This is a genomic window from Mesorhizobium sp. KR9-304 (genome assembly GCF_040049215.1).
Taxonomy (GTDB): domain Bacteria; phylum Pseudomonadota; class Alphaproteobacteria; order Rhizobiales; family Rhizobiaceae; genus Mesorhizobium_K.
Genome location: NZ_JBDZDN010000004.1, coordinates 396,652 through 418,855, shown reverse-complemented (window position 1 = coordinate 418,855; position 22,204 = coordinate 396,652). Strand labels below are relative to the sequence as shown.

Genomic DNA, 22,204 nt, shown 5'->3' with positions numbered 1-22,204 from the left:
GTTTTCAATCCCGGCCTGCCATTGTTCTCGGCGTCAATGCACCGCAGCGTACATGATACGGCTCTCGGTCGCCTCTGAGATGTCCATCTCTTCGACGATCCTGCCTTGGCGCGCGACGAGGACGCGATCCGAAAGCGCCAAGATCTCTGGCAGGTAGGAGGAGATCACGACCACCGCCATGCCGCTGTCTGCCAGTTCGTTGATGAAATTGTGGATTTCAACGATGGTGCCGACGTCGACGCCGCGCGTCGGCTCGTCGAGGATAACGAGCTTGGGCTTCTGGATCAGCGCCTTGGCAAGCACCACCTTCTGCTGATTGCCGCCAGACAGTTCGATCACTCTGGCGTCGGCGTCGATCGACTTGACGCCGAGGCGGCTCGTCCACTGCTTGGCCAGTTCCCGCGCCTGGCCCATGGTGACAGGCGTAAGCAGGTTGGTCCCCATGGCGAGTTTTCCAAGCTGGATGTTCGCAGCAATCGTCATTGTCTCGAAGAAGCCTTCGATCTTGCGATCTTCAGTCACGTAGACAATGCCGTCGCGTACGGCCGGGCCAGGCGTCCGATAGCGTACCGGTTTGCCCTCGAAACGCACCGTGCCGCCGTGGAAATAGTCGCGTTTGAGAACTCCCGATACGATTTTCATCGTCTCGGTTCGCCCGGCGCCGACCAGTCCGAACATTCCGGTGACCTGACCGGAAAAGACCGAAAAGGACGTGTTGCGCACGGCATTGCCCATCGAAAGATTCTCCACGCTGAGAATCTTTTTGCCCAGCGGACGCGCCTTGCGGGTTTCGCCTGCATAGAGTTCTGCCGAAAGGCTGCGGCCCACCATCGCCTGGACGATCCGCTCGCGATCGAAATTCTTCGTCTCGTCCGTAACCACCAGCTTGCTGTCGCGCATAACCGTGATGCGGTCCGAAAGCTGCAATGCCTCTTCCAGCGCATGGCTGATGAAGATAATCGCCATGCCTTCTTCCTTAAGGCGGCGAGCAAGATTGAAGAAGTGGAACTTCTCCTCAGGCGTCAAAGTCGCCGTCGGCTCGTCGAAGATGATCAGCCGCGCGTGATGGTGCACAGCGCGGGCGATTTCGACCATCTGCTTCTTGCCGGCGCCAAGCGCGGAAACCTGCGCCGAGGGGTCGACATAGAAGTTGAGGGACAGGAGGTACCGTTGCGCCTGGATGTTCAAGCCGCGCAGGCGGTTGAACAGCTTCTCGTCGCCGAGATAGATGTTCTGGGCGACCGACATCGAGGGCACCAGGTTCGTTTCCTGGAAAACCATCGCGATGCCGCGCGAAAGCGCGTCGGACGGCGAGTTGAGGACGACTGGCTTTCCGTCGAGCAGCATCTCGCCGGAACTCGGCTGGTAGACACCGGCGAGAACCTTCATCAACGTGGATTTTCCGGCGCCGTTCTCACCAAGGATGGCGTGTATCTCGCCGGCCCGGACATCCAGGTCGATGCTGGAAATAGCGGGTACGCCACGAAAGTCCTTCGAGACGCCACGCAACTGAACGAGTGAAGTCATGCCATAGCCTGCTGGGTCAATTCATCGATGGCCACGATCTTCCCGGACCCTCTTGCGCCGACAAGAAGATAACCGCCTGTTTCACAAAGCGAGGTGACGCCATGCACTTCGCCGTCAGCGCGGCTGTGGTAGCTGTGCAGCATCCCCATGGTCTCGTCGCATCGCACCACGAGGCCCGTGGAAAAAGTCGGAGACCAGGGCTTCAGCATGTTGAGCTTCTTGCGGGTGCCGCCCTGAATGGGCTCGAGAAAACTCCTGCCTGCCAGGAGCGACGGCGCGATCCAGTGGGCTGGATCGATCGTCTCCACCATGCGGTTTCGGTAGTCGTCCTCCTTGAGGACGAATTCGACCAGAGGATTTCGCGGCGCGAACATTGCCAGCCAGAAGCCGCCGGATGCGGCGGGGATGATGCGACCGGGGTAGGCGGGGAGGCCCGACAGGGCAAAGCCTTGCTGAGATCCGTCCTGGCTAAGAGCGAGCACCCGATGACGCCACGCCTCGGACACCAACAAGCTCTTTGCGGAAACAGCGATACCTGAAGGAAACGCGAGATCGCTTGCAAGCTGCGTTGCGCCGCCAGTCTTCAGATCGATCCGCCAGACAGAACCCGACGCGGTCTTTGTCATGAGGTCCCGTTTCCAGTCCGACGCCGCGTGACGCGCCGAACCGACGGCAACGAACAGCGTATCAGCGTCGGCGAAGGTCATGGCGGTGATGCAGTTTTTGGGCAGGCCGTCCGCAACGATTGTCCGAGGTTCCTCGCCGGGTCGCTCGACGACGATCCCCTTGCCGTCCACGGCAAGAGCAAGATGACCGCCGGTTGACGCGATGCTGGTGACGGTGGCGCCGCAATCGCGCCGCCCTGTCACCTCAAACGTCTGCGCGCCGCCTTCCGAGCGTGTCGGCGAGAGTGTCAGGATGTCGTTGTGCAGCGAGCAAATGACATGGTCGCCTTGCGCAGTCAGGTTGTCGATGTCGTCCATGCGAAGCAGGACAGGCAGCGTGTCGAGTTTCGCGTTCGGCCTCAGCGGACCGTCCAGGGGCGGGACTGTGCCGCCATCCAGGTCGAAGCCACGGAAGTTAGCCCAGGCGCGCTTCAGTGCATTGATCATGCGCGGGGCCCCCAATATTCGTCCTGCGCGCACCAGTCGGGGTCGGCATCTGGCAGGTGATAGCGGCCAATTCTGTTGTTTGAGACACCGCCGAGATAGAGCCAGCCCCTATGCTCCCTCATCGAGGTGATCATCGGGTGGTTCTGGCCGCCAAGATCCCAGAGGCTGTCCAGGATTTCGCCCTTCTCGTTGAACTTGACCACGCAGCCGGTGTTGATGTTGGGATAGAGCCACTGGTCTGGAGCGACGCGGCGCGCCATGCGTTTGCGGAAGCCGGGCATACGCATTGCCAGGTCGAGCGCCGGTCCCCTCATGCCGAGCAGCGCCAGCCAGAAATTGCCGTCCGAGGCGCGGTTGATGTTGTCGGGATAGCCGGGCAGGTCGGAGATGACGCGCTCGATCTTTCCCTTCTTCGGACCATCGAAATAGTAGCGGCTGATGGAGCAGGTCCAGCTTTCCGCGAACATGAAGGACTGGCCGTCGCGGCACATGGTGACGCCGTTGGCAAAGACCAGCTTGGGGATTTCCGTATGCGTCTTTCCGGTGCGCGGATCGTAACAGATCATGCGCCCGCTCGGACGGCTCTCGAGTGCGTCGGTCGCCCAGTCTTCCTGCTCGTAGCGAATGGTCGCTTCGCTGAAATATATGCGTCCGTCAGGCGCGACGTCCACGTCATCGGCGAGACGCAGGCGGGAATCGTCGACAACCGAGGCCCAGCTCCGGTTCGTTTCGTCCGTGAGCTTCGTCACGGTCTTGTCGGGGGCGACCTGGAACAACCCCATGCCCCCGATGCAGACCAGAAGATTGCCCGTTCGATCGAACTGCATGCCGAGCGGGTGGCCGCCGATATGTGCAAAGACTTCCGATCGTTTGTGATCGGGTCCGAAAAAGCGGACGATATCGCCGTGGCGGGTGCCGCAGTAAAGGTTGTCTTCGCGGTCGAGGATTACGTCTTCCGGGCCTTCGATTTCACCCAGGCCAATGATCTCGACCGAACGGAGCTTGTCGTTCAGGGCATAGGGCGATCCCGGCGCATCGACCTTCGGCGCGGGAGGCAGTTTCAGATAGGCAGGAGAGACATAGATCTTCGCAAGGATTCGATGGCGATGCTTCTGCCAGCGCATGTCGATAAAGACGGCGAACAGCAGAATGGCGCCCAATATTGTCGACGTGATCGGTCCGCTTATTCCAAGGTTGATGAGACCGTTGTTCAGCAAAAGCACGAGCAACGCGCCGATGATGGCCTTTGAGACAGATCCTCGGCCGCCGCCAATGGCGGTGCCGCCCAGCACGGCAGCGGTAAGGGCCTGCACCTCGAGCCCGACACCGGTATCGGAGCCGGTGCTGCCGAGGCGGGCGGCGAAGAGGAAGCCAGCCAGCGCGCACATCGTGCTCGACGCGACATAGGTCAGGAACACCATGAAGCGAACATTGATGCCGGCATTGAACGCCGAGCGCCGTGCTCCACCGACGGCGGTCAGCCGCCAGCCCGGACGCATGCGCGACAGCACCAGATGCCATGCGAGGGCGATTGTCGCGGTAATGACCAGCGATGTGGGTACGCCGAGGATCGTGCCTTCGCCGATGAATATCCACATGTCCGACATTGAGAAGCCGGACATGATCGAAGTCGACATCCGCAGGAATACGATCTCGTAGATCGAGCGGAAAATGATCAGGCTCACCAATGTAGTAAGGAACGCGCGCAGGCGCAGGTAGCCGACCAGAACGCCGTTTATGGCGCCGCATGCCATGCCTGTCGCCAGGATGCCGATCAGCACCACCGGTATTGGCAGTTCATAGACGTTCACGCCGATCAGCGACAAGAGAACTGAAAGGGCGAATACCGAGGCGACCGAAAGATCTATGCCGCCCGATATCATGACAACCGTCAGGGCCAGCACCACCAGCCCGAATTCCGCGAACTGCCGAGCAAGGTCGGACAGGCTCGACGCTGAAAAGAAGTCCGGGATGATCGATCCCAGAACAGCGATCGTGAGGAGCAGAGCGGAAAACGGGATCGCATTGTCGATCCAACGCTTGGAAAGAACCTCCCCGATCAGATGATCGGGGAGGTAGCGCGAGCGTAGATACGCCAGGGTGTCGTTGCTTGCCATGGTCTGGATTACTGCAATCTGATCCGGCTTACTTCAGCTGCTCAAGATTCCAGCAGTTGCGTGGGCCGATATTGTCCTTCGTGAGCGGAGTGAGCGGGGTGTAGTACGCGGTCTGCGACTCTCCTGCCGCGGCTGGCGCAAGCAGGGTCTGCGCGATCTGCTGATTGATGGCGTTGCCCTGCAGAGGCACGTCGTAGCTGATGATCATGTCGAGAAGACCTTTCTCGATGTTGTCGCAACCGATCTGGTTGCCGCCGCCCGAGGTCACGACATAGATGTCGTCGGCCTTTCCGGCAGCCTGGATTGCGGCGCCGGCGCCGATGTCCTGGTTGTCCCAGTTGCCGACCACGCCGCAGAGATCGGGGTGCTGCTGCAGGACCGTCTCCATGATCGCACGGGCCTTGGCGGGATCGTATTGGGCCGCCTGCTCGGAAACGATCTGGATCGCCGGATCCTTCGCGAAGGTCTGCTTGTAGGCATAAAGCTCGTAGAGATCGGAGGCCGCGGTCGGCTGCCCGCGCACGATAGCGATCTTGCCGGACTTGCCTGAGCCAGTGCCGCATTGCTTGACCAGAACGTCTGCCTGTATGTAGCCAACCCGCGCCCAATCCGCACCGACATAGGCGTCTGTCGGAACGACGGATTCCAGATTGAGCTGGATCACCTTGATCCCGGCGTCCATCGCACGCTTCAACAGGCGGGCGTAGGATTGCACATCGGGATTGTGCGCGATGATCAGATCGGGCTTGTCGGCGATGAGCGCGGTCAGCGCACGCGTCCCGGCATCAGTGCTCCAGTTCGGGTCGCGGATTTCCAGAGTGTAGCCGAGATCCTCGGCCTGCTTGCGCATGATGGCGGCCCACCCCTCGGTGAGGTCGAAGCCCATTGCGAGTGGGATGAAGACCACGCGCTTGCCTTTCAACCCGTCGTAGAACGGATTGCGCGAGGGATTGTCCAAGCCATCATCGGCCGAGGCGATTGTCGGCATCGCCATGCCCAGGGCTATAAGTCCGGCGGTCAAGAGTTTTCGGATCGTCATTGGTTCCTCCCGTTTTGATCCATGAAAATGCGGTTTAGATGTCCCCTTGGCTTTGCTGGGATGTCTGTTCGTCGCGGGGATTGATGAAACTGTCGACCGTGATCGCGAGCAAAAGGATCAGGCTCTTAACCAGGTTCTGAGTGGTGTAGGTGATGTCGAGGATGGTCATCCCGTTGAGCAGCACGCCTACAAGAAGCGTGCCCACGAGGACATTGCGAACGCCGCCACGACCGCCGCTCAGGCTTATGCCTCCCAAAACCACCACCAGAAGCACGTCATAGATCATGGTGGAGTTGTAGACGCGCGTGCTCATGCTGGAGACCGCGGCCGCCATGACGACGCCAGCCAGGAAGGCGATCATCGAGGTGATCACATACTGTACGACGATCAGCGGCCGAAGCGGGATCCCCGTGATGCGCGCCGCCACCGCATTGTCGCCCGCCGCATACACAAAGCGGCCAAAGCGCGTATAGCGCAGGACTGCGGCAAGGAGTGCCGCCAGCGTGCCGAACGCTACGATCGGCATCGGAATTCCAAGCACGATACCGGTGCCCAGGAAATTGAACCACTCGATGCCTGCGGGCGTATTCTGGACGTCGATCTGGAACAGAAACGCGCGTCCCGCGCCGTATGCGACCAGTCCCATCGCGAGCGTTGTGAATATCGCTGGTATGTCGGCGTAGGCTACGAGGATTCCGCTGAGCAGGCCGATCCCAAGCGCAAGCAGGGCACCGAGAAGCAGGGCGGTTGCAAGCGGCACGCCGCTTTGCGCCATGGATAGAACCCAGGACAGCGATACGACCATTGTGGCGACCATCGCGAGATCGATGCCTCTCCCAATCACGACCAGCCCCATCCCCAGTCCGAGGATGCCGAGTATGGCGACGCTGCGCACCAGTGCGATCAGGTTTCCGCTTGTGAGGAAGTTGTTGAGCGTCAGCGAGAACGCGACGAACAGGAACACCGCGAGCGCAAAGACCACACCCTCCTGCGACAGTCGCACTTTTCCCATAACTATCCTCCCTCGGCACATTCGCGTGCATCGCCGGCACCGTCCAAAATCAAATGGTCGTGCGGCGTCCTCCAGCCTGAAACATCCTCGCTTTAGCCGGACAGGGACAGAGCCATCGCCCGAATATCAGTTATGTTCTGGTCTGGGTGCCACTCGAGCACCGACCGCTGAGTCCGGAATTCGATGGAAATTGTCATATGGAGCGGCGAATGTCGGATTCCGGATGATCCGCGAAGCTAGTTTCGCAAGGCTGCACGAGGCGCAAAGCGGTGGTTCCTACGGAAGACGGATGCGGAATGTCCGTTTCGGGTGTTCAAAGTATCGATAGCGGACGTATGAGCCTCGCGGATCGGCTGAATTGCGCCTCGGGGGAAGCCCGCCCCCCAACCCGGCTTGCGACAAGGCTTTGCCCGACGTAGTTTCTCGTCAGGTAGCACGGCAGGGGTGACGTGCATGGAGATGCATCAGGTCCGGTATTTCCTGGCCTTGGCAGATACATTGAATTTCACGAAGGCTGCGGACGAATGCCATGTCACGCAGCCTGCTCTGACGCGCGCCATCAAGCAGCTCGAGGATGAGCTCGGCGGCGAGCTGATCCGGCGCGAGCGCAACCATTCGCACCTCACCGAGCTCGGGCGGCGGATGCTGCCCCTGCTGCAGCAATGCCTCGAGGCGGCCAATTCCGCAAAGACACTCGCCAAGGCCGTGCATGGAAACGAGATCGCACCGCTCGCCGTGACGATCTCGAACGGCGTCAACATCGAACTTGCGATCTGGGCGCTGAAAGAACTGTTCGGAGCCTACCCGGGCATACAGCTCAGGATCCACCGGGGCACGCCGGACATGGTGATGGAAGCCCTGCGCAGCGGCGAAGCCGAAGTGGCGATCGCGTGCGAGATCGCACAGGAATGGGATCGGCTCGACCGCTGGCCGCTGTTCAAGGAATCGGTCGAGCTGGCAGTGGCCTTGAACCATCGTTTCAGCCGCGACAACGTCGAAGAAGTGTCTCTCAGCGATCTTTCCGATGAAGCGCTGGTGCGTCGATTCGCATGCGAATACGCCGGCGAACTGTCACGCGTCATCCTCTCGCAGGGCGTAACGGCCCGCAGCACACACGAGGTCGAGACCGAGCAGGACCTGCTTGCCCTGCTGGAGAGCAGCGGCGGGATCGGCATCGTGTCGAAGACCTCACTGCGGTCGCCGACAACTCGGCGCGTTCGGCTGCGCGACATCGCACTGACCCGCACGGTATCGGTTTTCGGCGTCGCCGGGCGTCACCGCTCGTCTGCGGCCACGACGCTCCTCAATTTGCTTCGCTCTGCGGACTGGACCGCCTTCGGCGTCAGCGAAGGTGCCTGATCGCCGACAGAAGGTCCGATATTTCCATCCGCCTGCGCCAGTCGGGATCGACATAGCGCGCCACGATGACGCCGTCAGATCCGACAACGAAGGTCGCCGGTATGGGCAGGAACCAGCTTTCGCTGTCCTGGTATTGCGGCAGGTCTATGCCGCTTTCGACAAACATCCGCTCCATGTCCAGCCCGACCCAGATGACGAGGCCAAGCGACAGCGCGTAGCCGTTGTCCATGTCGGTGAGGAATGGGAAGCGCGCGCCTGTGGCTGTCTTCAGCAGCGTGGTGAATCGCCGCCGCTCAGGCAAGATGGCGACGATATGGGCGCCGCTGCGCGAAACCTCGTCCTGAATGTCCACGAGGCTGACGGTGCTGACCCGGCAATAGGGACACCAGTGCCCCCGCTGGAAGGTGACGACGACCGGGCCGTCGCGTAGCAACCCCGACAGGCTGACCAATCGTCCATTCTCGTCGGGTAGAAGGAATGGCGGCATGCGGTCGCCGATCCCCGGCGCCGATGCGCCGGCATTGGCCGTGGTCAGGCGTTCTATCGTGCGCGCGATGGTCGTCCCGGATTTCGGGTTAAGCGTTGCTACTGCGCTCGCGATCATGGAGAGGCGCTCGTTGAGCGGCGCGTCGGTCTCCATGGCGGCCTGAACCGCCGCGCCGAGTGTTTCGAACTGGCGGGAAATCGACACGCGTCAGCCCAGCCCTGCAATGCCTGCGGATATTACCATTACCGCGGCGTCCTGAATACGATGCTTTTCAGGCATGATTTCCATTACCATCGACTATCTGTTCTCCGCTTGTCCTTTTTCCGTTCCGGTCCGGAAGGCGGCCTGCATGCCGAGGATGGGTTTGGGGCGGCCCGGCCAGTCGAGAAGCGTATGAATGCCGACCGCCTCCGACTTGCCCCGAACCAGCGCCTTGCCGAGATCGAGAGTCGGAAGAGCGCCGTCGGTCCGCTGGACCGTCATATCACTGACGACGATCTCGACGCCCCGTTCCTTGGCGACGCCGACAAGACGGCTGGCGAGATTGACCGTGTCGCCGATAACCGTATAGCTCAGCCGCTCGTTCGACCCCACGTTACCGACCAGTGCGGTGCCCGTGTTGATGCCGATGCGGACGCGGATATCCCCGCGCTCAGCTGAGATCGCCGGCAGCGCATGCATGGCCGCACGGATGGCGGAGGCGGCGCGGCAGGCGCGGTATGCGTGGTCGGGAACGTCGTTGGGCGCATTCCAGACGGCCATCACCTCGTCGCCGATGAACTTGTCGACCGTTCCTCCTTCCGCGTGGACGGCGGCGACGGCAAGCGAGAGGAAACTGGTCAGGTAGGGCTCGACGTCCGGTCCAAGCCGTTCGGTTAGCTCGGTGAAGCTCGGCAGGTCGGCGAACATGACCGTGACTTCGGCAAGCTTGCCGCCGGGCTTCGGCGCTAATCCGCCAGTGACGAGAGGGCGGACGACTTCGGACGGGATGTATTTGGCGAAGGCGGACAGACCTCCAGCCATACGCTTCAGCGCGTGGGAGAAGTCATCAAGTTCGGCCAGGAAGGTCGGGACATGCCGCACGTCGTCGAGTGCGAACCGTTCGACCGCGCGAAGCTGCACGGACAGGCGCGCGATTGGACGAGCGAATAGAATGTTGGCGAAGAGCGCCGCCATCGCCGCCGCCACGAGAGCGAGCACGGTGACGGCGAGATAGACCCTGCGTGTGTTGCGGTCGATGTCAGATGCGAAGGCCGCGCGCGGGATGGCAGTCAACAGCCGCCAGCCCTCGAATGGCAGTCCAGCGGAGGATACGTAAACCGGTCCCAGTGCGCCGCCAGGAATGAGCGAACGGAATGTATCGCCGCGCTTGCCGTCGATTGACAGTTCGACTGCCTGGGCAAGCAGGTCGGACGAAGGGAAATCGGTGAGGTGGGCTGCCATCACACCGTCGAGCGCGTCCGAAGTGGCGAGTACCATGCGGTCGCGGTCCAACACGAAGCTCTTGCTTTGCCTGGCGCCATTGAGTGCGGCGAGTGTGTCGGAGAGCCGACGCAGGCTCATCGAGACCATGACGACGCCCTGATATTCTCCGTAGAGTTCGACTTTTCGCGATACGACGACCGACGGCTCGAAGCCGCTCGGCAAGATGTCGACGACGCTCCAGACAGCCTCGCCGGCGTCGCGCGCCTTGCGATACCATGCTGCGCCTCCGGGCACGTAAGCGGATTTGGAGTGGATGCGCTGTTCGAACATGATGTCGCCGGGCAGCGGCTTGTAGATGTCGCGCCGCAGAGAACGTGGTATGCTGGCAGCGGCAGCGCCGATCTCCACCATTTCGATCTTACCGTTGGGCGCAGCATGCGAACCGAAGAAGCGGCCATCTGGAAAGCCGAAGCCGATCCAACCGATCGCCGGCTGCTCGCGCATCAGCGAAAGGAACAGGAACTCGCGCTTCACCTCGTCGTCGGCCTTTATCGTCCCCTGGAAGAGGATCGAGCGCACGATCTCCGCAGAACTCGCAAGCAGCGAAAAGGTCGAGGACAACTCTCCCCGGACGGCGGACGCGCGCTGCGCGTCGAGCTGCGAAACGATTTGCTCGACATTTTCGTGGGCAGTTCGTTGCCAGGTAAAATGTACGAAGGCCGCCGTCGCCAGGACCGCGACGAGCAGCATCGCGGTGACGGCTTTGCCCAGCGCAACGCGCGGCAATGAAGGCCTATCGTTCTTGCCGGCCGGTGATGAGGCGCGCGCTACGGTCGAATGTTGCATAGGCCCAAATCCAATCGAGAAACACCGCGATGCGGTTCCTGAAACCGACCAAAAACCAGAGATGTGCCGAGCTCCAGAGCAACCAGGCAGGCAGGCCGCTCAGCCGCACGCGTCCGAGATCCGCGACAGCGGCGCTGCGACCGATGGTTGCGAGGTTTCCGAAGTCAGCGTAGCGGAAGGGTTCCGGACGCGTGTCTGCCATCCGCGCTCGAATCGCCCGAGCAACGTAGCGGCCCATCTGCTTGGCCGCCGGGGCGACTCCCGGAACAAAGCGGCCGTTGGCGTCCTTCACCGACGCGGTGTCTCCGATAACGAAAATCTCGGGGAAGTTCTCGATCGTGAGGTCTGGCTTGACGATGACGCGGCCGGCGCGATCGGCTGGGACGCCGAGCCATTTGGCGGCGCGCGACGCCATAACGCCGGCGGCCCAGAGGACGCAGGAAGATAGTATCTCGCTGCCATCGGCAAGCGATACACCGGTGACGCCGCAGCGCACAACCGCACGCCCGAGCCTCACCTCGACGCCGAGCCGCTCGAGCTGCTTTCGCGCCGATGTCGACAACGCCGCTGGAAATGTCGCCAGCAGCCGGTCGCCGGCTTCAACAAGCACGACGCGAGCGCTGCGCGCGTCGATGTTGCGAAAGTCCTCGGCGATCGCCTTGCGCGCCAGCTCGGTGATGGCGCCGGCGAGCTCCACGCCTGTGGGGCCGCCGCCGACCACAACGAAGGTCAGCAGCTTGCGACGCTCCTCTTCCTCCTCGGCGACCTCGGCCTTCTCGAACGCCGTCAAAATCCTGGCACGGATTTCGGTAGCGTCGCCGATTGACTTCAGACCGGGAGCGGCATCCTCCCATTCGTCATGTCCGAAATAGGCATGCCGCGCGCCGGTCGCGATCACCAGGTGGTCGTAGGCGACCGTGCGATTCTCGGTGATGACGCGGCGGCCCTGCGCATCCACGTCTTCGACCTTCTCCAGCAGCACGGTAACGTTCTTCTGCGAGGCCAGGATGCGCCGGATGGGCGTTGCGATCTGCGAAGGCGAGAGGCCCGCCGTCGCCACCTGATAGAGTAGCGGCTGGAACAGATGGTAGTTGCGGCGGTCGATGACGGTCACGTCGACATTGGCATTGCGCAAGCCCAGCGCCGTGTTCAGTCCACCGAAGCCCGCCCCCACGATCACCACACGGGGACGGCGCGGTTGCGCGCGCTTGTGGCCGGCGCCCAGTGCGCTTGCCAGCATCGGCGCCACAATCCTCTCCTCGATCGCCTTGCGCAGCATGTCAGCCTCTGTGTCCGGCGAGTGTGCAGGCGACTTTGTCGAGCGACACGGCTCCCGCGCCGCGTGCAAGTACGAGAAGCAGGACAGACGCCCAGAGCAGATGTTCGGCCCAATGCGATGGGAAGACGAAAATCTGGATTGTTGCCGTGACCCCGAGCAGGACAAGCGCTCCGAAGCGGGCGAAGAGACCCGTAATCAGCAGCAGCGAACCCAGGATTTCCGCTCCCGTGGCGAGTGGAGCGGCCACAGCGGGATCGATAATGGGAAGCCTGTACTCGTAGGCGAAGAGCTGCAGGGTAACCGGCCAGGACGCCAGTTTCGTCTGCCCCGACTGCCAGAATACAAGGCCGACCGCCACTCGACCGGCGAGTTGAGCGAGCGATAGCGGGATCGCGTCGGCATATGCGACGAGGCGGCGGTAACGGACGATCATGGCGGCGAGACCAGACGCCGGCATGTGATTGATCATGGTCATTGCGGCAATCCTTCGATCTGGTGGAAGTCATCGAAACGAACGCGTGACACGAGGCCGTCGCCAAAGAGGCGGACGAGCGAGCCCGTCAAATCGAACATCGGCTCATGCGTGAGGGCTCGGGAGACGGCCTTGTCGAGGCCGTGGCCGTGTGCGAGCGAGTAGCGGAACGAAAACTCGGCTCCGGAAAGCTTTGAGAAACGGATGTTGTCGCCGGTGCGCCACAGCGCGATGCGCTCCGGCCTGCGATGCCATCCACACGTCGGGGCTCCCCCGTCCTGGTGCGCCGACCAGATCGCCAGCACCGGCCAGTGCGAAATCACTAGGCGCAACGACGGCTGCAAAACCAGTTCCGGAGTCTCGGCGGCGTTGCCATTCAGCGCGGCGATCGGCACCGCAGGCAAAGACGCCTCATCGAGCGCCTCCGCGATCGCCCACTCAAGACGCGCGACCTCGGAAACGAAGGGAAGATCCTCGAGTCCCTTGAACGTCCGCAGGAAGGCGGGAAAGTCGGCGCCGTACCGAACGAGCCGTGGCTCATTCGGTGGATTGGTGCGGATGAATTCGTTCGCGGCGTAACCGAAGAAGCGCTCGTCGACCAGCCGCACCGTCACGGGAAAGACCGTCTTCAGAGTCGCGGTCAACGTCGACCGGGTGTTGTTCTGGTAGATGCGCATACGGCGATAGGGATCGGCCGCGCCAGACGCCATAAGCGGCGACAGGCCAAGCGCGGCATGACCGAGCACGGAACGTGCGACAGCCTTCTGCAAGCCTTCAAGCGAGAGCATGATTGTTCCTCCTGAACTGATAGTCCTGAACATGCCGGTTGGGCTTGATAGTCTCGAAGGCCGCAAGCACCGGCATGCGGACGGGATGCGCGGCTTCGTTCTTCAGCGCCATGCTCCGCGTCGCGGGGATGCGGGTCGGACGCGGCCGGACGCGGAACTCGACGAGTTGCGCCAACATGTCGGCCCACATGGCCTCGCCAAGCAGCACATCGAGCGGCGGAACGTCGCTGTCCCATTCGATGAGCGTGGGCCGGCGGCCGAGCTTCTCTATCGCCGCGGTGTAGAGGGACCAGACGGCTGGTGGCACGCGCGAGCCGTGATCGTCGATCAGCACCGTGTCCTCACCGACCTCGTTGACCGCATGGCCTGCGAGGTGGATTTCGCCGATCGCATCGGCGGGAAGCTTGTCGATGAACGCTGTGGCGTCGAAACCGAGGTTGTGGGCCGACACGTAAACGTTGTTCACGTCGAGCAGCAGGCCGCAACCCGTGTGCCGCACCAGTGCGGCGAGGAATTCCCCCTCGGTCATCGTGGAGTCGGCGAAGGCGATGTAGGCCGACAGATTCTCGATCAACACCTGACGCTTCAGCGTCATCTGCAGATGATCGACGTTGCGCGCCACGATAGCGAGCGCCGTCTCGTCGTAGCGAAGCGGCAACAGATCGTTCAGATACGCGCCGTCGGCGACGCTCCAGGCTAGATGCTCGGAGACCAGATCCGGCTGGAAGCGTTCGCACACACGGCGTAGACGCTCCAGGTGATCGGGATCGAGGCCGCCGGCGCTCCCCAGCGAAAGCCCGACGCCATGTACCGACAACGGATAGATTTCGCGCAGAGTTTCCAGTGCGTCGACCGCGGCGGAATTTCCCATGTAGTTTTCCGCGTGCACTTCAAGCCAGCCGGCCGATGGCCGCTTGCTGAGCATTCCCGCAATGTGAGCGGATCTGAGACCGATGCCTGCCGCGTTGGGTATGGCGAGGGGAGGGAACGTGCCAGACATCGGTCTGCTCCTTGGGGCTTCTTCTTGCGGGGGAGTAGGTCAGGCTTTGGGCTCGGTGCTGCCGCCGGCGAGCTTGGCGCAGGTGCCGGCGGGCACATAGATCCAGGCGTCGGGCTGGTTGTCGGCGGTCGACGTGCCGGCGCAGGAATGCGTCGCCGTCTGGCAGTCATTCTGTGCCGCCTTGACCACGCCGTAGCACTTTTCGAACGAGAATTCGGGCTGTGCGGCCGGGCCGGCCAATGCTCCGGCAGCGCCGAGCGAGGTCGCCGCGGCGAGCGCTGATCCGATGAGAGTCCGGGTGTTGAACATCACAAATCTCCTTTGTTTTGCGTTGATCGGCGATCTGCCGTCCAGGCACTGTCCTCCATCCGCAGCTCGCACTGAAATGCTGTGTCGGCATCGTTTCGATAGGTCCGCGCTATCCGCGGGTGGTGCATGAAAAAGGGCCCTCCGGCGGGGTGAACCGGAGGGCCGTCAAGGACCGGCAGAGGCGTGCCGATCCTTCAGCCTGCATCCAGAAGGGGCGATGGATGCCGGCGCCAGGGAATTCAGAGATAGGCCTGGTGTATGTCGACCGTCGATCGCTTGCCGATATGGTTGTAGTTCGCTTCGATCCATTCATCGGCCTTGGCGCGGCCACGGTCGCGCAGGTCAGTCAGTGCGCCCCAGTCGGCGTTCAGCTTGCTGGAAACACTGAGCTTCCTCATCGTTTCGTCGTCGGAGACCCCGTGTACGAAGATGCGCTTCAGGTCGAGATTCTTGCCGGCTTCAGAATCGATCAGCTTGGTGACGAAGGCGATGGCCCGCATCTCGCGCAGCAATGATGAGTTGAAACTGATCTCGTTGATGCGATTGAGGATCTCCATCGCCGAGTGCGGCAGTTCCGTACGCTCGATGGGGTTGATGTGAACGACAAGAACGTCCGGAGTGCCGCACGAATAGATAAGCGGAAAGATCGCCGGATTGCCCATGTAGCCGCCGTCCCAATAGGCCTCGCCGTCGATCTCGACGGCCTGGAAGAGGAACGGTAGGCAGGCCGACGCCATGATCGCATCGATCGAGATTTCGTCGTTGGCGAAAACCTTTATCTTGCCGGTGCGTACGTTGGTCGCGCAGATGTTGAGCTTCAGCGAACAGCGGGCGGCGCGAACAGCGTCCAAATCGACCGACTGTTCGAGCACTCCGCGCAGCGGGTTGAAGTTCATCGGGTTGAACTGGTAGGGCGACATCAGCCGAGTCACCATGTCGAACATCATGAAGGCTGGTGAAAACTCCAACGAGCGCTGACCGGTCGCGCGGTCGAGCAAGCTAGGCTGCAGCGGGCTGAACGCGGATGCATGGCTGACACGCCGCCAGAAGTTGGCAAGCGCCTTCTGAGCGCCGCGACGGCCTCCCTCGACCAGTCCGTAGGCCAGGACGGTGGCGTTCATCGCGCCGGCGCTGGTCGCGACCACGCCGTCGAAGGACAGCTTGTCCTCCTCGAGCAGCCGGTCGAGCACGCCCCATGCAAAGGCGCCGTGGGCGCCGCCGCCCTGGAGCGCAAGGTTGAGCGTCCGCCTGCCGCGCGCCGGCGCGCGCATGTCCGGTTCGGCGTGAGGTTCCGTCATTTCCAGAACGTCGGCGTGCTTGTTCATGGGTTTTGCTCCGATCATGCCGTTCAGTGGGCGGTCCAACCGCCGTCGACCGGCAACGCCGTACCGGTGATGGATGCTGCCGCGTCGGTGCAGAGGAAGACGGCAAGCGCTCCCAGTTCCTCGACAGTGGCGAAACGCCGGGTCGGCTGGTCCTTCAGGAAAACGTCGCGGATCACCGCGTCGCGCGCGATGTTGTGCGACTTCGCCTGATCGTCGATCTGTTTCTCGACAAGCGGCGTCCAGACGTAGCCGGGACAAATGGCGTTCGCTGTGACGCCGCGCTCCGCCCCCTCCAGCGCCACGACCTTGGTCAGGCCGATCATGCCGTGCTTGGCCGCCACATAAGCGGACTTGAAGGGCGACGCGATGAGGCCGTGCGCCGACGCGACGTTGATGACGCGACCATAGCCGCGCGCGGCCATCTGTTCGAACGTCGCCTGGGTGAGATGAAAGGCGGCAGTGAGATTTATCGACAGGATCGCGTCCCACTTTGCCTGGGGGAATTCGCCGATTGGCGCGACATGCTGGATACCAGCGTTGTTGACGACGATGTCCACCTGGCCGAATCGCGCGACCGCGCGCTCGACCATCAGGTGGATGGCGTCGCGGCTGGACATGTCGGCGCTGTCATATGCGATATCGACATCGTTCTCGTCGGCAAGCTCGATGCGCTGGCGCTCGATCTCCATCGGATCGCCAAATCCGTTCAGCATGACCGCGGCGCCGCTCGTCGCAAGCGCGCGGGCAATGCCCAGGCCGATGCCGCTGGTCGAGCCGGTTACGATCGCGGTTCTGCCTTCGAGTGGTCGCCGACCGGTCTGAAGCATTGGTTCGGATTTGTTGATAGTGAGCATTTCTGTCTCCAATCTGGCCGCATCGACGCGGTATCTGACGAGACTCTGCCTGCCATGCGCCGGAGACTGAAATGCCGGTCGGGCATCGTATTCATTCACGAATTGCATTGTGCGCCGCGCGCGTTGGCGCGCTAGAAACGGCCATGGACATACATCACATCCGTTATTTCCTGGCCGTCTGTGAAACGCGAAACTTCACGCGTGCCGCAGAACGATGTCATGTCACCCAGCCGGCGCTGAGCAGGGCGATCCAGCAGCTCGAGGACGAGGTCGGAGGGCTGTTGCTGCGCCGTGAGCGCAACCTGACCCACATCACCGATCTCGGCGCGCTGCTGAGGCCCCGCTTCCAACAGGTGCTCGACGAGCTGTCCGGCGCACGTCAGGAAGCCTCACGCTTCCTCTGCATGAATGATGCCAACCTCAAGGTCGGCATCATGTGCACCATCGGTCCGCGGCGCTTCACCGGCCTGCTTACCGAGTTCAACCGCAGACACATGGGCATTCAGTTGCAGTTGGTCGAAGGAGTTCCGGACCGGCTGTCCAACCTGCTGGAGACCGGCGAGATAGATGTCGCCATAATGGCCTCCAGCGAGCGCTTTCCGGAGCGTTTCGACGTTACGCCGCTGTTTCGCGAGCGCTTCATGCTGGCATTCCCGCCAGGACATCGCCTTGCCCAGCTCGATGTCGTGCCTGTCGAGGCGATCGACGGCGAGATCTATCTGCGCCGCATGAACTGCGAATACTGGGATCACCTGTCGGACATATGCAATGCGCGGGGCGTGAACCTGCATGTGTCCTACTCCAGCGAACGGGAAGACTGGATCCAGAATATGGTGGTCGGCGGTCTTGGCATCTGCTTCCTGCCAGAATACAGCGCGGCGATCCCAGGTCTGCAGGTGCGTGCGGTGACCGATCCAGAGGTCGTGCGAGAGATCTCGCTGGTCACCGTTGCGGGTCGCCGTTTTTCGCCGGCGGTCTCCACTTTCGTCAGCGCCGTCAAATCCTACAACTGGGCGGAAGGCGGCGCGCAGCCGCAGCTCAGGCTGTCGCCGGCAGCCTGAGCTGGTCGCGTCACACCTGCCATACCGCTAGGCTATCGATTTCAGAAGCACCTGGCATTTCTCTTGGAAGCCGCAGGCGCGCAGACTTTCTCCATTGCCCCGAGGGCCGTCCGGCCGGGGTCGACAAAGGAGAAAGCTCATGACTTTGAAACTGACTGCCCGCCGCGCCAAGTTCGACATCGCCGTGGTGCTCGGCGTGCTCGCCGGCGCTGCCGCTATCCAGGCTGGCCCGGCCTTCGCCGGCGAATGCCCCGCCGACCAGGTTGCGCAGAATGCCATGGAGCCGGGCGCCACCATGCCGTCCGGCGTGACCGACGACGTGCTTTCGTCGATCGACCTTTCCTCGAAGGGGGATGCATGGAAGGGCAGCATGCTGCGCATGCGCAAGCTTGTCGTGCAGCCGGGCGGCGTGGTGCCGTGGCATTCGCACGAGGCGCGTCCGGCGAGCATCCTCGTCGTCGAAGGTTCGATCACGGAGTACCGCAGCACCTGCAAGGTGCCGATCGAGCACAAGACGAGCGAGGTGACGGCGGAATTCGGCGCCCTGTCGCACTGGTGGAAAAACAACGGCAGCAGCGTCGCCGTGCTCTATTCGGCCGACATCGTATCGCCCGAGGCTGATCACGACGAGGCGATGTAGGCGCCGCATCCTCCCCACAGCAACACCGCTCCCGGCCGTCTCAGCAGCCGGGAGCGCCTTGGCCTGGAGATTTCAGATGACGATCATGGATCCGGCCGTGCGGAACGCCCGCACGATTGCCGCCGACACCGCGCGGTTTGCCCTTATAACACTGATCGCCTTCCTGACGCTGGTCGATCTGTTTGCGGCGCAGGCGATCCTGCCTTCGCTGGTCGAGCGATTCGGCGTCAGCCGTGCGACCATGGGATTTGCCGTCAATGCGAGCACCTTCGGCATGGCCGTATCCGGATTGGCGATCGCGCTATTTGCCCGGGATATTGATCGCCGGAACGGAATCTGGATGAGCCTAGTCGTTCTGGCGATCCCGACACTCCTGCTCTCCATCACCGACAACATCGCCGTCTTCGCAATGCTGAGGATCGCGCAGGGCCTCTGCATGTCCGCCGCCTTCACCCTGACGGTCGCCTACCTTGCGGAGCATTTTTCTCCATCGATGGCGACAGGTGCGCTTGCAGCCTATGTGACCGGCAATGTCGCAAGCAATTTCTTCGGCCGCATTCTCTCCGCCGCCGTGGCGGATTCCTTCGGCGTGCCAATCAATTTCGTCACCTTCGCGGCCCTGAACATCGCCGGCGGAGTTCTTGTCTTCTTCGCACTGAAGAAGACGGAGCGGTCAATGTCCGTTTCCATGGGTACGGCATCGTCGGTCGGCGCATGGAAGGCTCACCTGGCGCATCGCGAATTGAGGATCACGTTTGCAATAGGCTTCCTGATCCTGTTCGTGTTCATCGGCACCTATACCTACGTGAATTTTCACCTGGTGGCAGAGCCGTTATCACTCTCGCCGATGGCGCTGGGTCTGGTCTATCTGGTGTTCCTGCCATCCATGTTGACCACTCCGCTGGCCGCACGCGTGGCCATGCGGGTCGGCCCAGGCAAGGGCATCGCCATCACGCTTGGGCTTGCCATCGCGGGCGTGATAGCCCTCCTCAGCACGAATTTGGGGGTTGTCCTCACGGGTCTCGCTTTGGTGGCGGTTGGCACATTCCTCGCGCAGGCGATTGCCACTGGCCATGTCAGTCGCACGGCAAAGCGGGATCGGGCGGTTGCGAGCGGAATCTACCTTGCGTCGTATTATTCGGGCGGGCTCGTCGGCAGCCTGGTGCTGGGACAGGTCTTTGATCGGTTGGGCTGGATGGCATGCGTGGTCGTACTTGTGGCGGCGCTTGCGCTGGCGGCGGCGATCGCACGGCTGCTGAATGTTCCCGAGCGATAATCAGCACTCATCGATTCACGCCGGCAACGGCATTATTCAAGCCCGTGCTGCGGCTTCATACTCAACGCATTCGGTCATCCGACCGGTCTCAATCAGGAGAAATGAAGATGGCAATGAAGTCGTTCAAATCCATACTTGTCGCGGGCCTGATGGCTATTGCGATCCCACTGACCATGAGCTCGGCCGGCGCCAATCCGTCAAACGGCGTCGTAACGGTGAAGAGCAGCTATTCAGTCACCGAGACCGTCGCGCGCATCAAGAAGGATGTGGCCAAGAAGGGCATAAAGCTGTTCGGTGTCATCGACCAGTCGAGGCTGGGCAACGCCGCCGGCAACAAGGTCGCCCCTTCGAAACTGGTCATGTTCGGTAACCCGGCGCTCGGCACGACGTTCATCACCGCCAACCCCGAGGCCGGCCTCGATTGGCCAGTCCGGGTGCTCGTGTACCAGACCAAAGACGGTTCGGTGTATGCCGCCTATACGGACTTCGGCTACATCGCCAAACGCCACGGCATCTCCAGTCGCGACAAGGAATTCAAGATGGCGACCGAGGTCATCGAGTCCGTGACATCGGCGATCCGCAAATGAACAACACGCTGGCCATCGCCGATGGCCAGCGCTCCTCTCCGAGGCCGCAGGAAGGACACTCGTCGAATGGCCCGCCACGCTATCACACCGTCCGGCTCATGTGGAAATCCGTGCGAGCAATGTTCCAAGCCGGGTTGCCTCGTCTTCGCTGAGCTTGCTCTGGACATGTTCGCGGATGGAGCCGGCATAAACCGCCCACATGGCCTCGCGCACGGCCAGGCCTTCGCTCGTGATAACCGCCCACTTGCCGCGGCCATCCTCGGGATCGGCCTCCACGCCAATCAGCCCTTCGCGCTCGAGCCGGGCGAGCAGGCGCGACAGATTGTATTGCGCAAGCAGCGTGCGCTTCTCGATATCGAGCGGCCTGAGGCGCCCGCCGTCCGCGCGCCATAGCTCCAGCAGTACGTCGTACCAGCCGAGTGGAGGCAACCCGGCCCGTTTGAGGTCGTTCTCGACCAGATCCAGCAACCGCTTCTGCGTCCGCATGAGGGCGATCCAGGCTTGCATGGCAGCGGAGCTGGGAGCTTGCTTGGTGGCACCATGAGACGATTTCGACATAGATGCATCTACATCTATCTTGCAGGGCAAGGCAAGGGGTGATAAGTAGATGCATATGCATGTATCGCGAGTCAGCCCATTGAAGGAGGCTTCCATGTCTATGCAAAAGCTCACCCTGATCAGCCACCACCTGTGCCCCTACGTCCAGCGCGCGGCCATCGTGCTGGCCGAAAAGGACATTCCGTTCGAGCGTGTTTATGTGGACCTTTCGGCCAAGCCGGACTGGTTCACGACGATCTCGCCTCTTGGCAAGGTGCCGCTCCTTGTTATCCGGCGCGACGACGGCAACGAAGCCGTCATCTTCGAAAGCGCAGTGATCTGCGAGTATATCGACGAGGCGCTAAGCGGTCCCCGACTGCACCCTACCGATCCGCTCGACCGTGCCGGCCATCGCGCGTGGATGGAGTTCGGTTCGGCGGTGCTCGGCGACGTTTGGGGGCTCGAGACAGCGCGCGATGAAGCCGGCTATTTGGCAAAGGCTGCGGCGCTTGCAGCGAAATTCGCCCGCGTCGAAGCCGCGCTGGACGAAGGTCCCTTCTTCTCCGGCGACGCGTTCAGCCTTGTGGACGCAGTGTTTGCACCCGTGTTCCGCTACTTCGATGTGTTCGACACCCTGTCGGATAGCCACGTCTTCGACGGACTGCCTAAGGTGGGCGCTTGGCGCCGGTCGTTAGCCAGCCGCGCCAGCGTCAAGAACGCCGTTGGCGTCGACTATGCAGAACGGCTGCTCGAATTTCTCGACCGGCACGACGCCTTTCTGGTGCGAGAAACTGGCGCAGTCCAGAGGTCTGCTGCCTGATAGACGCCTGCGTCGGCCGGAAGGCCGTTGATGTGGACGCTCTGCCAGGACAACACCTCCGCGCCAACGATCCGCAGGCCAGGTGCAATCTCGATCGTCGCAAGACTGAGAGGCCCCTGTGATCGAGCAAGTGCTCAATCGGATCGCGGGCATTGCCGATGCCTATGCCCATGCATGCTGATGCCTATGCCGAAACGTCTGCTTCCTGATATTCTCGCACAAGCGCTCGATGTCCGAGATGAGGCGCTTTGCAGACTGGCAGCTTAGGGAAGGTGTTAGGCGGGTCGGTTCTTATAGCAAGAAAGCAAATGCTGAGATTCGGGGCCGATCGA

The 22,204-nt window shown here is 62.1% G+C and carries 21 protein-coding genes; 6 read left to right on the top strand and 15 right to left on the bottom strand.

Features of this window, described 5'->3' with window-relative positions; genetic code table 11:
• Positions 1-33 precede the first annotated feature (33 nt).
• The 5 genes from ABLE71_RS21695 to ABLE71_RS21675 are packed head-to-tail and all read right to left on the bottom strand — an operon-like array spanning position 34 to position 6,807.
• On the bottom strand, positions 34-1,527 hold the full coding sequence (locus ABLE71_RS21695) for a sugar ABC transporter ATP-binding protein (protein ID WP_348785550.1): 1,494 nt from the start codon (positions 1,525-1,527) through the stop codon (positions 34-36).
• On the bottom strand, positions 1,524-2,639 hold the full coding sequence (locus tag ABLE71_RS21690; RefSeq protein ID WP_348785549.1) for a strictosidine synthase: 1,116 nt from the start codon (positions 2,637-2,639) through the stop codon (positions 1,524-1,526). Before ABLE71_RS21690 ends, ABLE71_RS21695 begins: the two co-directional genes overlap by 4 nt.
• Positions 2,636-4,756: an SMP-30/gluconolactonase/LRE family protein gene (locus ABLE71_RS21685; RefSeq protein WP_348785548.1), complete on the bottom strand. Its 2,121-nt coding sequence runs from the start codon at positions 4,754-4,756 to the stop codon at positions 2,636-2,638. The genes ABLE71_RS21690 and ABLE71_RS21685 overlap by 4 nt, the downstream gene beginning before the upstream one ends.
• A gap of 28 nt (positions 4,757-4,784) precedes the next feature.
• Positions 4,785-5,795 carry a sugar ABC transporter substrate-binding protein gene (locus ABLE71_RS21680; RefSeq protein ID WP_348785547.1) on the bottom strand — a complete coding sequence of 337 codons (1,011 nt, stop codon included), beginning with the start codon at positions 5,793-5,795 and terminating at the stop codon, positions 4,785-4,787.
• Positions 5,796-5,829: 34 nt separating this feature from the next.
• Positions 5,830-6,807: an ABC transporter permease gene (locus ABLE71_RS21675; protein ID WP_348785546.1), complete on the bottom strand. Its 978-nt coding sequence runs from the start codon at positions 6,805-6,807 to the stop codon at positions 5,830-5,832.
• Between the two features lie 453 nt (positions 6,808-7,260).
• Here ABLE71_RS21675 and ABLE71_RS21670 point away from each other — a divergent pair, with 453 nt between their 5' ends.
• Positions 7,261-8,166, top strand: coding sequence for a LysR family transcriptional regulator (locus ABLE71_RS21670; protein WP_348785545.1), 906 nt, complete (start codon positions 7,261-7,263; stop codon positions 8,164-8,166).
• On the opposite strand, the gene ABLE71_RS21665 is transcribed toward ABLE71_RS21670, so the two are convergent.
• The 9 genes from ABLE71_RS21665 to ABLE71_RS21625 all read right to left on the bottom strand — a co-directional run bounded on the left by ABLE71_RS21665 (position 8,150) and on the right by ABLE71_RS21625 (position 16,951).
• Positions 8,150-8,857, bottom strand: a complete 708-nt coding sequence (locus ABLE71_RS21665) for a peroxiredoxin-like family protein (RefSeq protein WP_348785544.1) — start codon at positions 8,855-8,857, stop codon at positions 8,150-8,152. The genes ABLE71_RS21670 and ABLE71_RS21665 overlap by 17 nt on opposite strands.
• Positions 8,858-8,950: 93 nt before the next feature.
• The gene (locus ABLE71_RS21660; protein ID WP_348785603.1) at positions 8,951-10,828 is read right to left on the bottom strand and encodes an adenylate/guanylate cyclase domain-containing protein; all 1,878 of its coding nucleotides are present in this window, start codon (positions 10,826-10,828) and stop codon (positions 8,951-8,953) included.
• Positions 10,829-10,871: 43 nt separating this feature from the next.
• On the bottom strand, positions 10,872-12,164 hold the full coding sequence (locus ABLE71_RS21655) for an NAD(P)/FAD-dependent oxidoreductase (protein ID WP_348785602.1): 1,293 nt from the start codon (positions 12,162-12,164) through the stop codon (positions 10,872-10,874).
• Between the two features lie 40 nt (positions 12,165-12,204).
• Positions 12,205-12,672 carry a DoxX family protein gene (locus tag ABLE71_RS21650; protein WP_348785601.1) on the bottom strand — a complete coding sequence of 156 codons (468 nt, stop codon included), beginning with the start codon at positions 12,670-12,672 and terminating at the stop codon, positions 12,205-12,207.
• A 2-nt stretch (positions 12,673-12,674) separates the two neighbouring features.
• Positions 12,675-13,463 (bottom strand): DNA-binding domain-containing protein, encoded by a 789-nt coding sequence (locus ABLE71_RS21645; RefSeq protein WP_348785543.1) that lies wholly within the window; start codon positions 13,461-13,463, stop codon positions 12,675-12,677.
• Positions 13,450-14,463: a DUF692 domain-containing protein gene (locus ABLE71_RS21640; protein ID WP_348785542.1), complete on the bottom strand. Its 1,014-nt coding sequence runs from the start codon at positions 14,461-14,463 to the stop codon at positions 13,450-13,452. The genes ABLE71_RS21645 and ABLE71_RS21640 overlap by 14 nt, the downstream gene beginning before the upstream one ends.
• A gap of 39 nt (positions 14,464-14,502) precedes the next feature.
• Complete coding sequence (locus ABLE71_RS21635; protein WP_348785541.1) at positions 14,503-14,772, bottom strand: DUF2282 domain-containing protein; 270 nt, start codon at positions 14,770-14,772, stop codon at positions 14,503-14,505.
• 239 nt (positions 14,773-15,011) lie between these two features.
• On the bottom strand, positions 15,012-16,097 hold the full coding sequence (locus ABLE71_RS21630) for a patatin-like phospholipase family protein (protein WP_348785540.1): 1,086 nt from the start codon (positions 16,095-16,097) through the stop codon (positions 15,012-15,014).
• 23 nt (positions 16,098-16,120) lie between these two features.
• The gene (locus ABLE71_RS21625) at positions 16,121-16,951 is read right to left on the bottom strand and encodes a 3-hydroxybutyrate dehydrogenase (RefSeq protein WP_348785539.1); all 831 of its coding nucleotides are present in this window, start codon (positions 16,949-16,951) and stop codon (positions 16,121-16,123) included.
• 143 nt (positions 16,952-17,094) lie between these two features.
• Between ABLE71_RS21625 and ABLE71_RS21620 the strand changes: the two genes are divergently transcribed.
• The 4 genes from ABLE71_RS21620 to ABLE71_RS21605 all read left to right on the top strand — a co-directional run bounded on the left by ABLE71_RS21620 (position 17,095) and on the right by ABLE71_RS21605 (position 20,515).
• Positions 17,095-18,012 (top strand): LysR family transcriptional regulator, encoded by a 918-nt coding sequence (locus ABLE71_RS21620; protein WP_348785538.1) that lies wholly within the window; start codon positions 17,095-17,097, stop codon positions 18,010-18,012.
• Positions 18,013-18,151: 139 nt separating this feature from the next.
• On the top strand, positions 18,152-18,652 hold the full coding sequence (locus ABLE71_RS21615; RefSeq protein ID WP_348785537.1) for a cupin: 501 nt from the start codon (positions 18,152-18,154) through the stop codon (positions 18,650-18,652).
• An 85-nt stretch (positions 18,653-18,737) separates the two neighbouring features.
• Positions 18,738-19,928, top strand: a complete 1,191-nt coding sequence (locus tag ABLE71_RS21610) for an MFS transporter (RefSeq protein WP_348785600.1) — start codon at positions 18,738-18,740, stop codon at positions 19,926-19,928.
• A gap of 113 nt (positions 19,929-20,041) precedes the next feature.
• Complete coding sequence (locus ABLE71_RS21605; RefSeq protein ID WP_348785599.1) at positions 20,042-20,515, top strand: DUF302 domain-containing protein; 474 nt, start codon at positions 20,042-20,044, stop codon at positions 20,513-20,515.
• Positions 20,516-20,611: 96 nt separating this feature from the next.
• Here ABLE71_RS21605 and ABLE71_RS21600 read toward each other — a convergent pair whose 3' ends face one another.
• The gene (locus ABLE71_RS21600; protein ID WP_348785536.1) at positions 20,612-21,073 is read right to left on the bottom strand and encodes a MarR family winged helix-turn-helix transcriptional regulator; all 462 of its coding nucleotides are present in this window, start codon (positions 21,071-21,073) and stop codon (positions 20,612-20,614) included.
• Positions 21,074-21,173: 100 nt separating this feature from the next.
• On the opposite strand from ABLE71_RS21600, the gene ABLE71_RS21595 reads away from it, so the two are divergent.
• Positions 21,174-21,872 carry a glutathione S-transferase family protein gene (locus tag ABLE71_RS21595; protein WP_348785598.1) on the top strand — a complete coding sequence of 233 codons (699 nt, stop codon included), beginning with the start codon at positions 21,174-21,176 and terminating at the stop codon, positions 21,870-21,872.
• Positions 21,873-22,204: the final 332 nt, after the last annotated feature.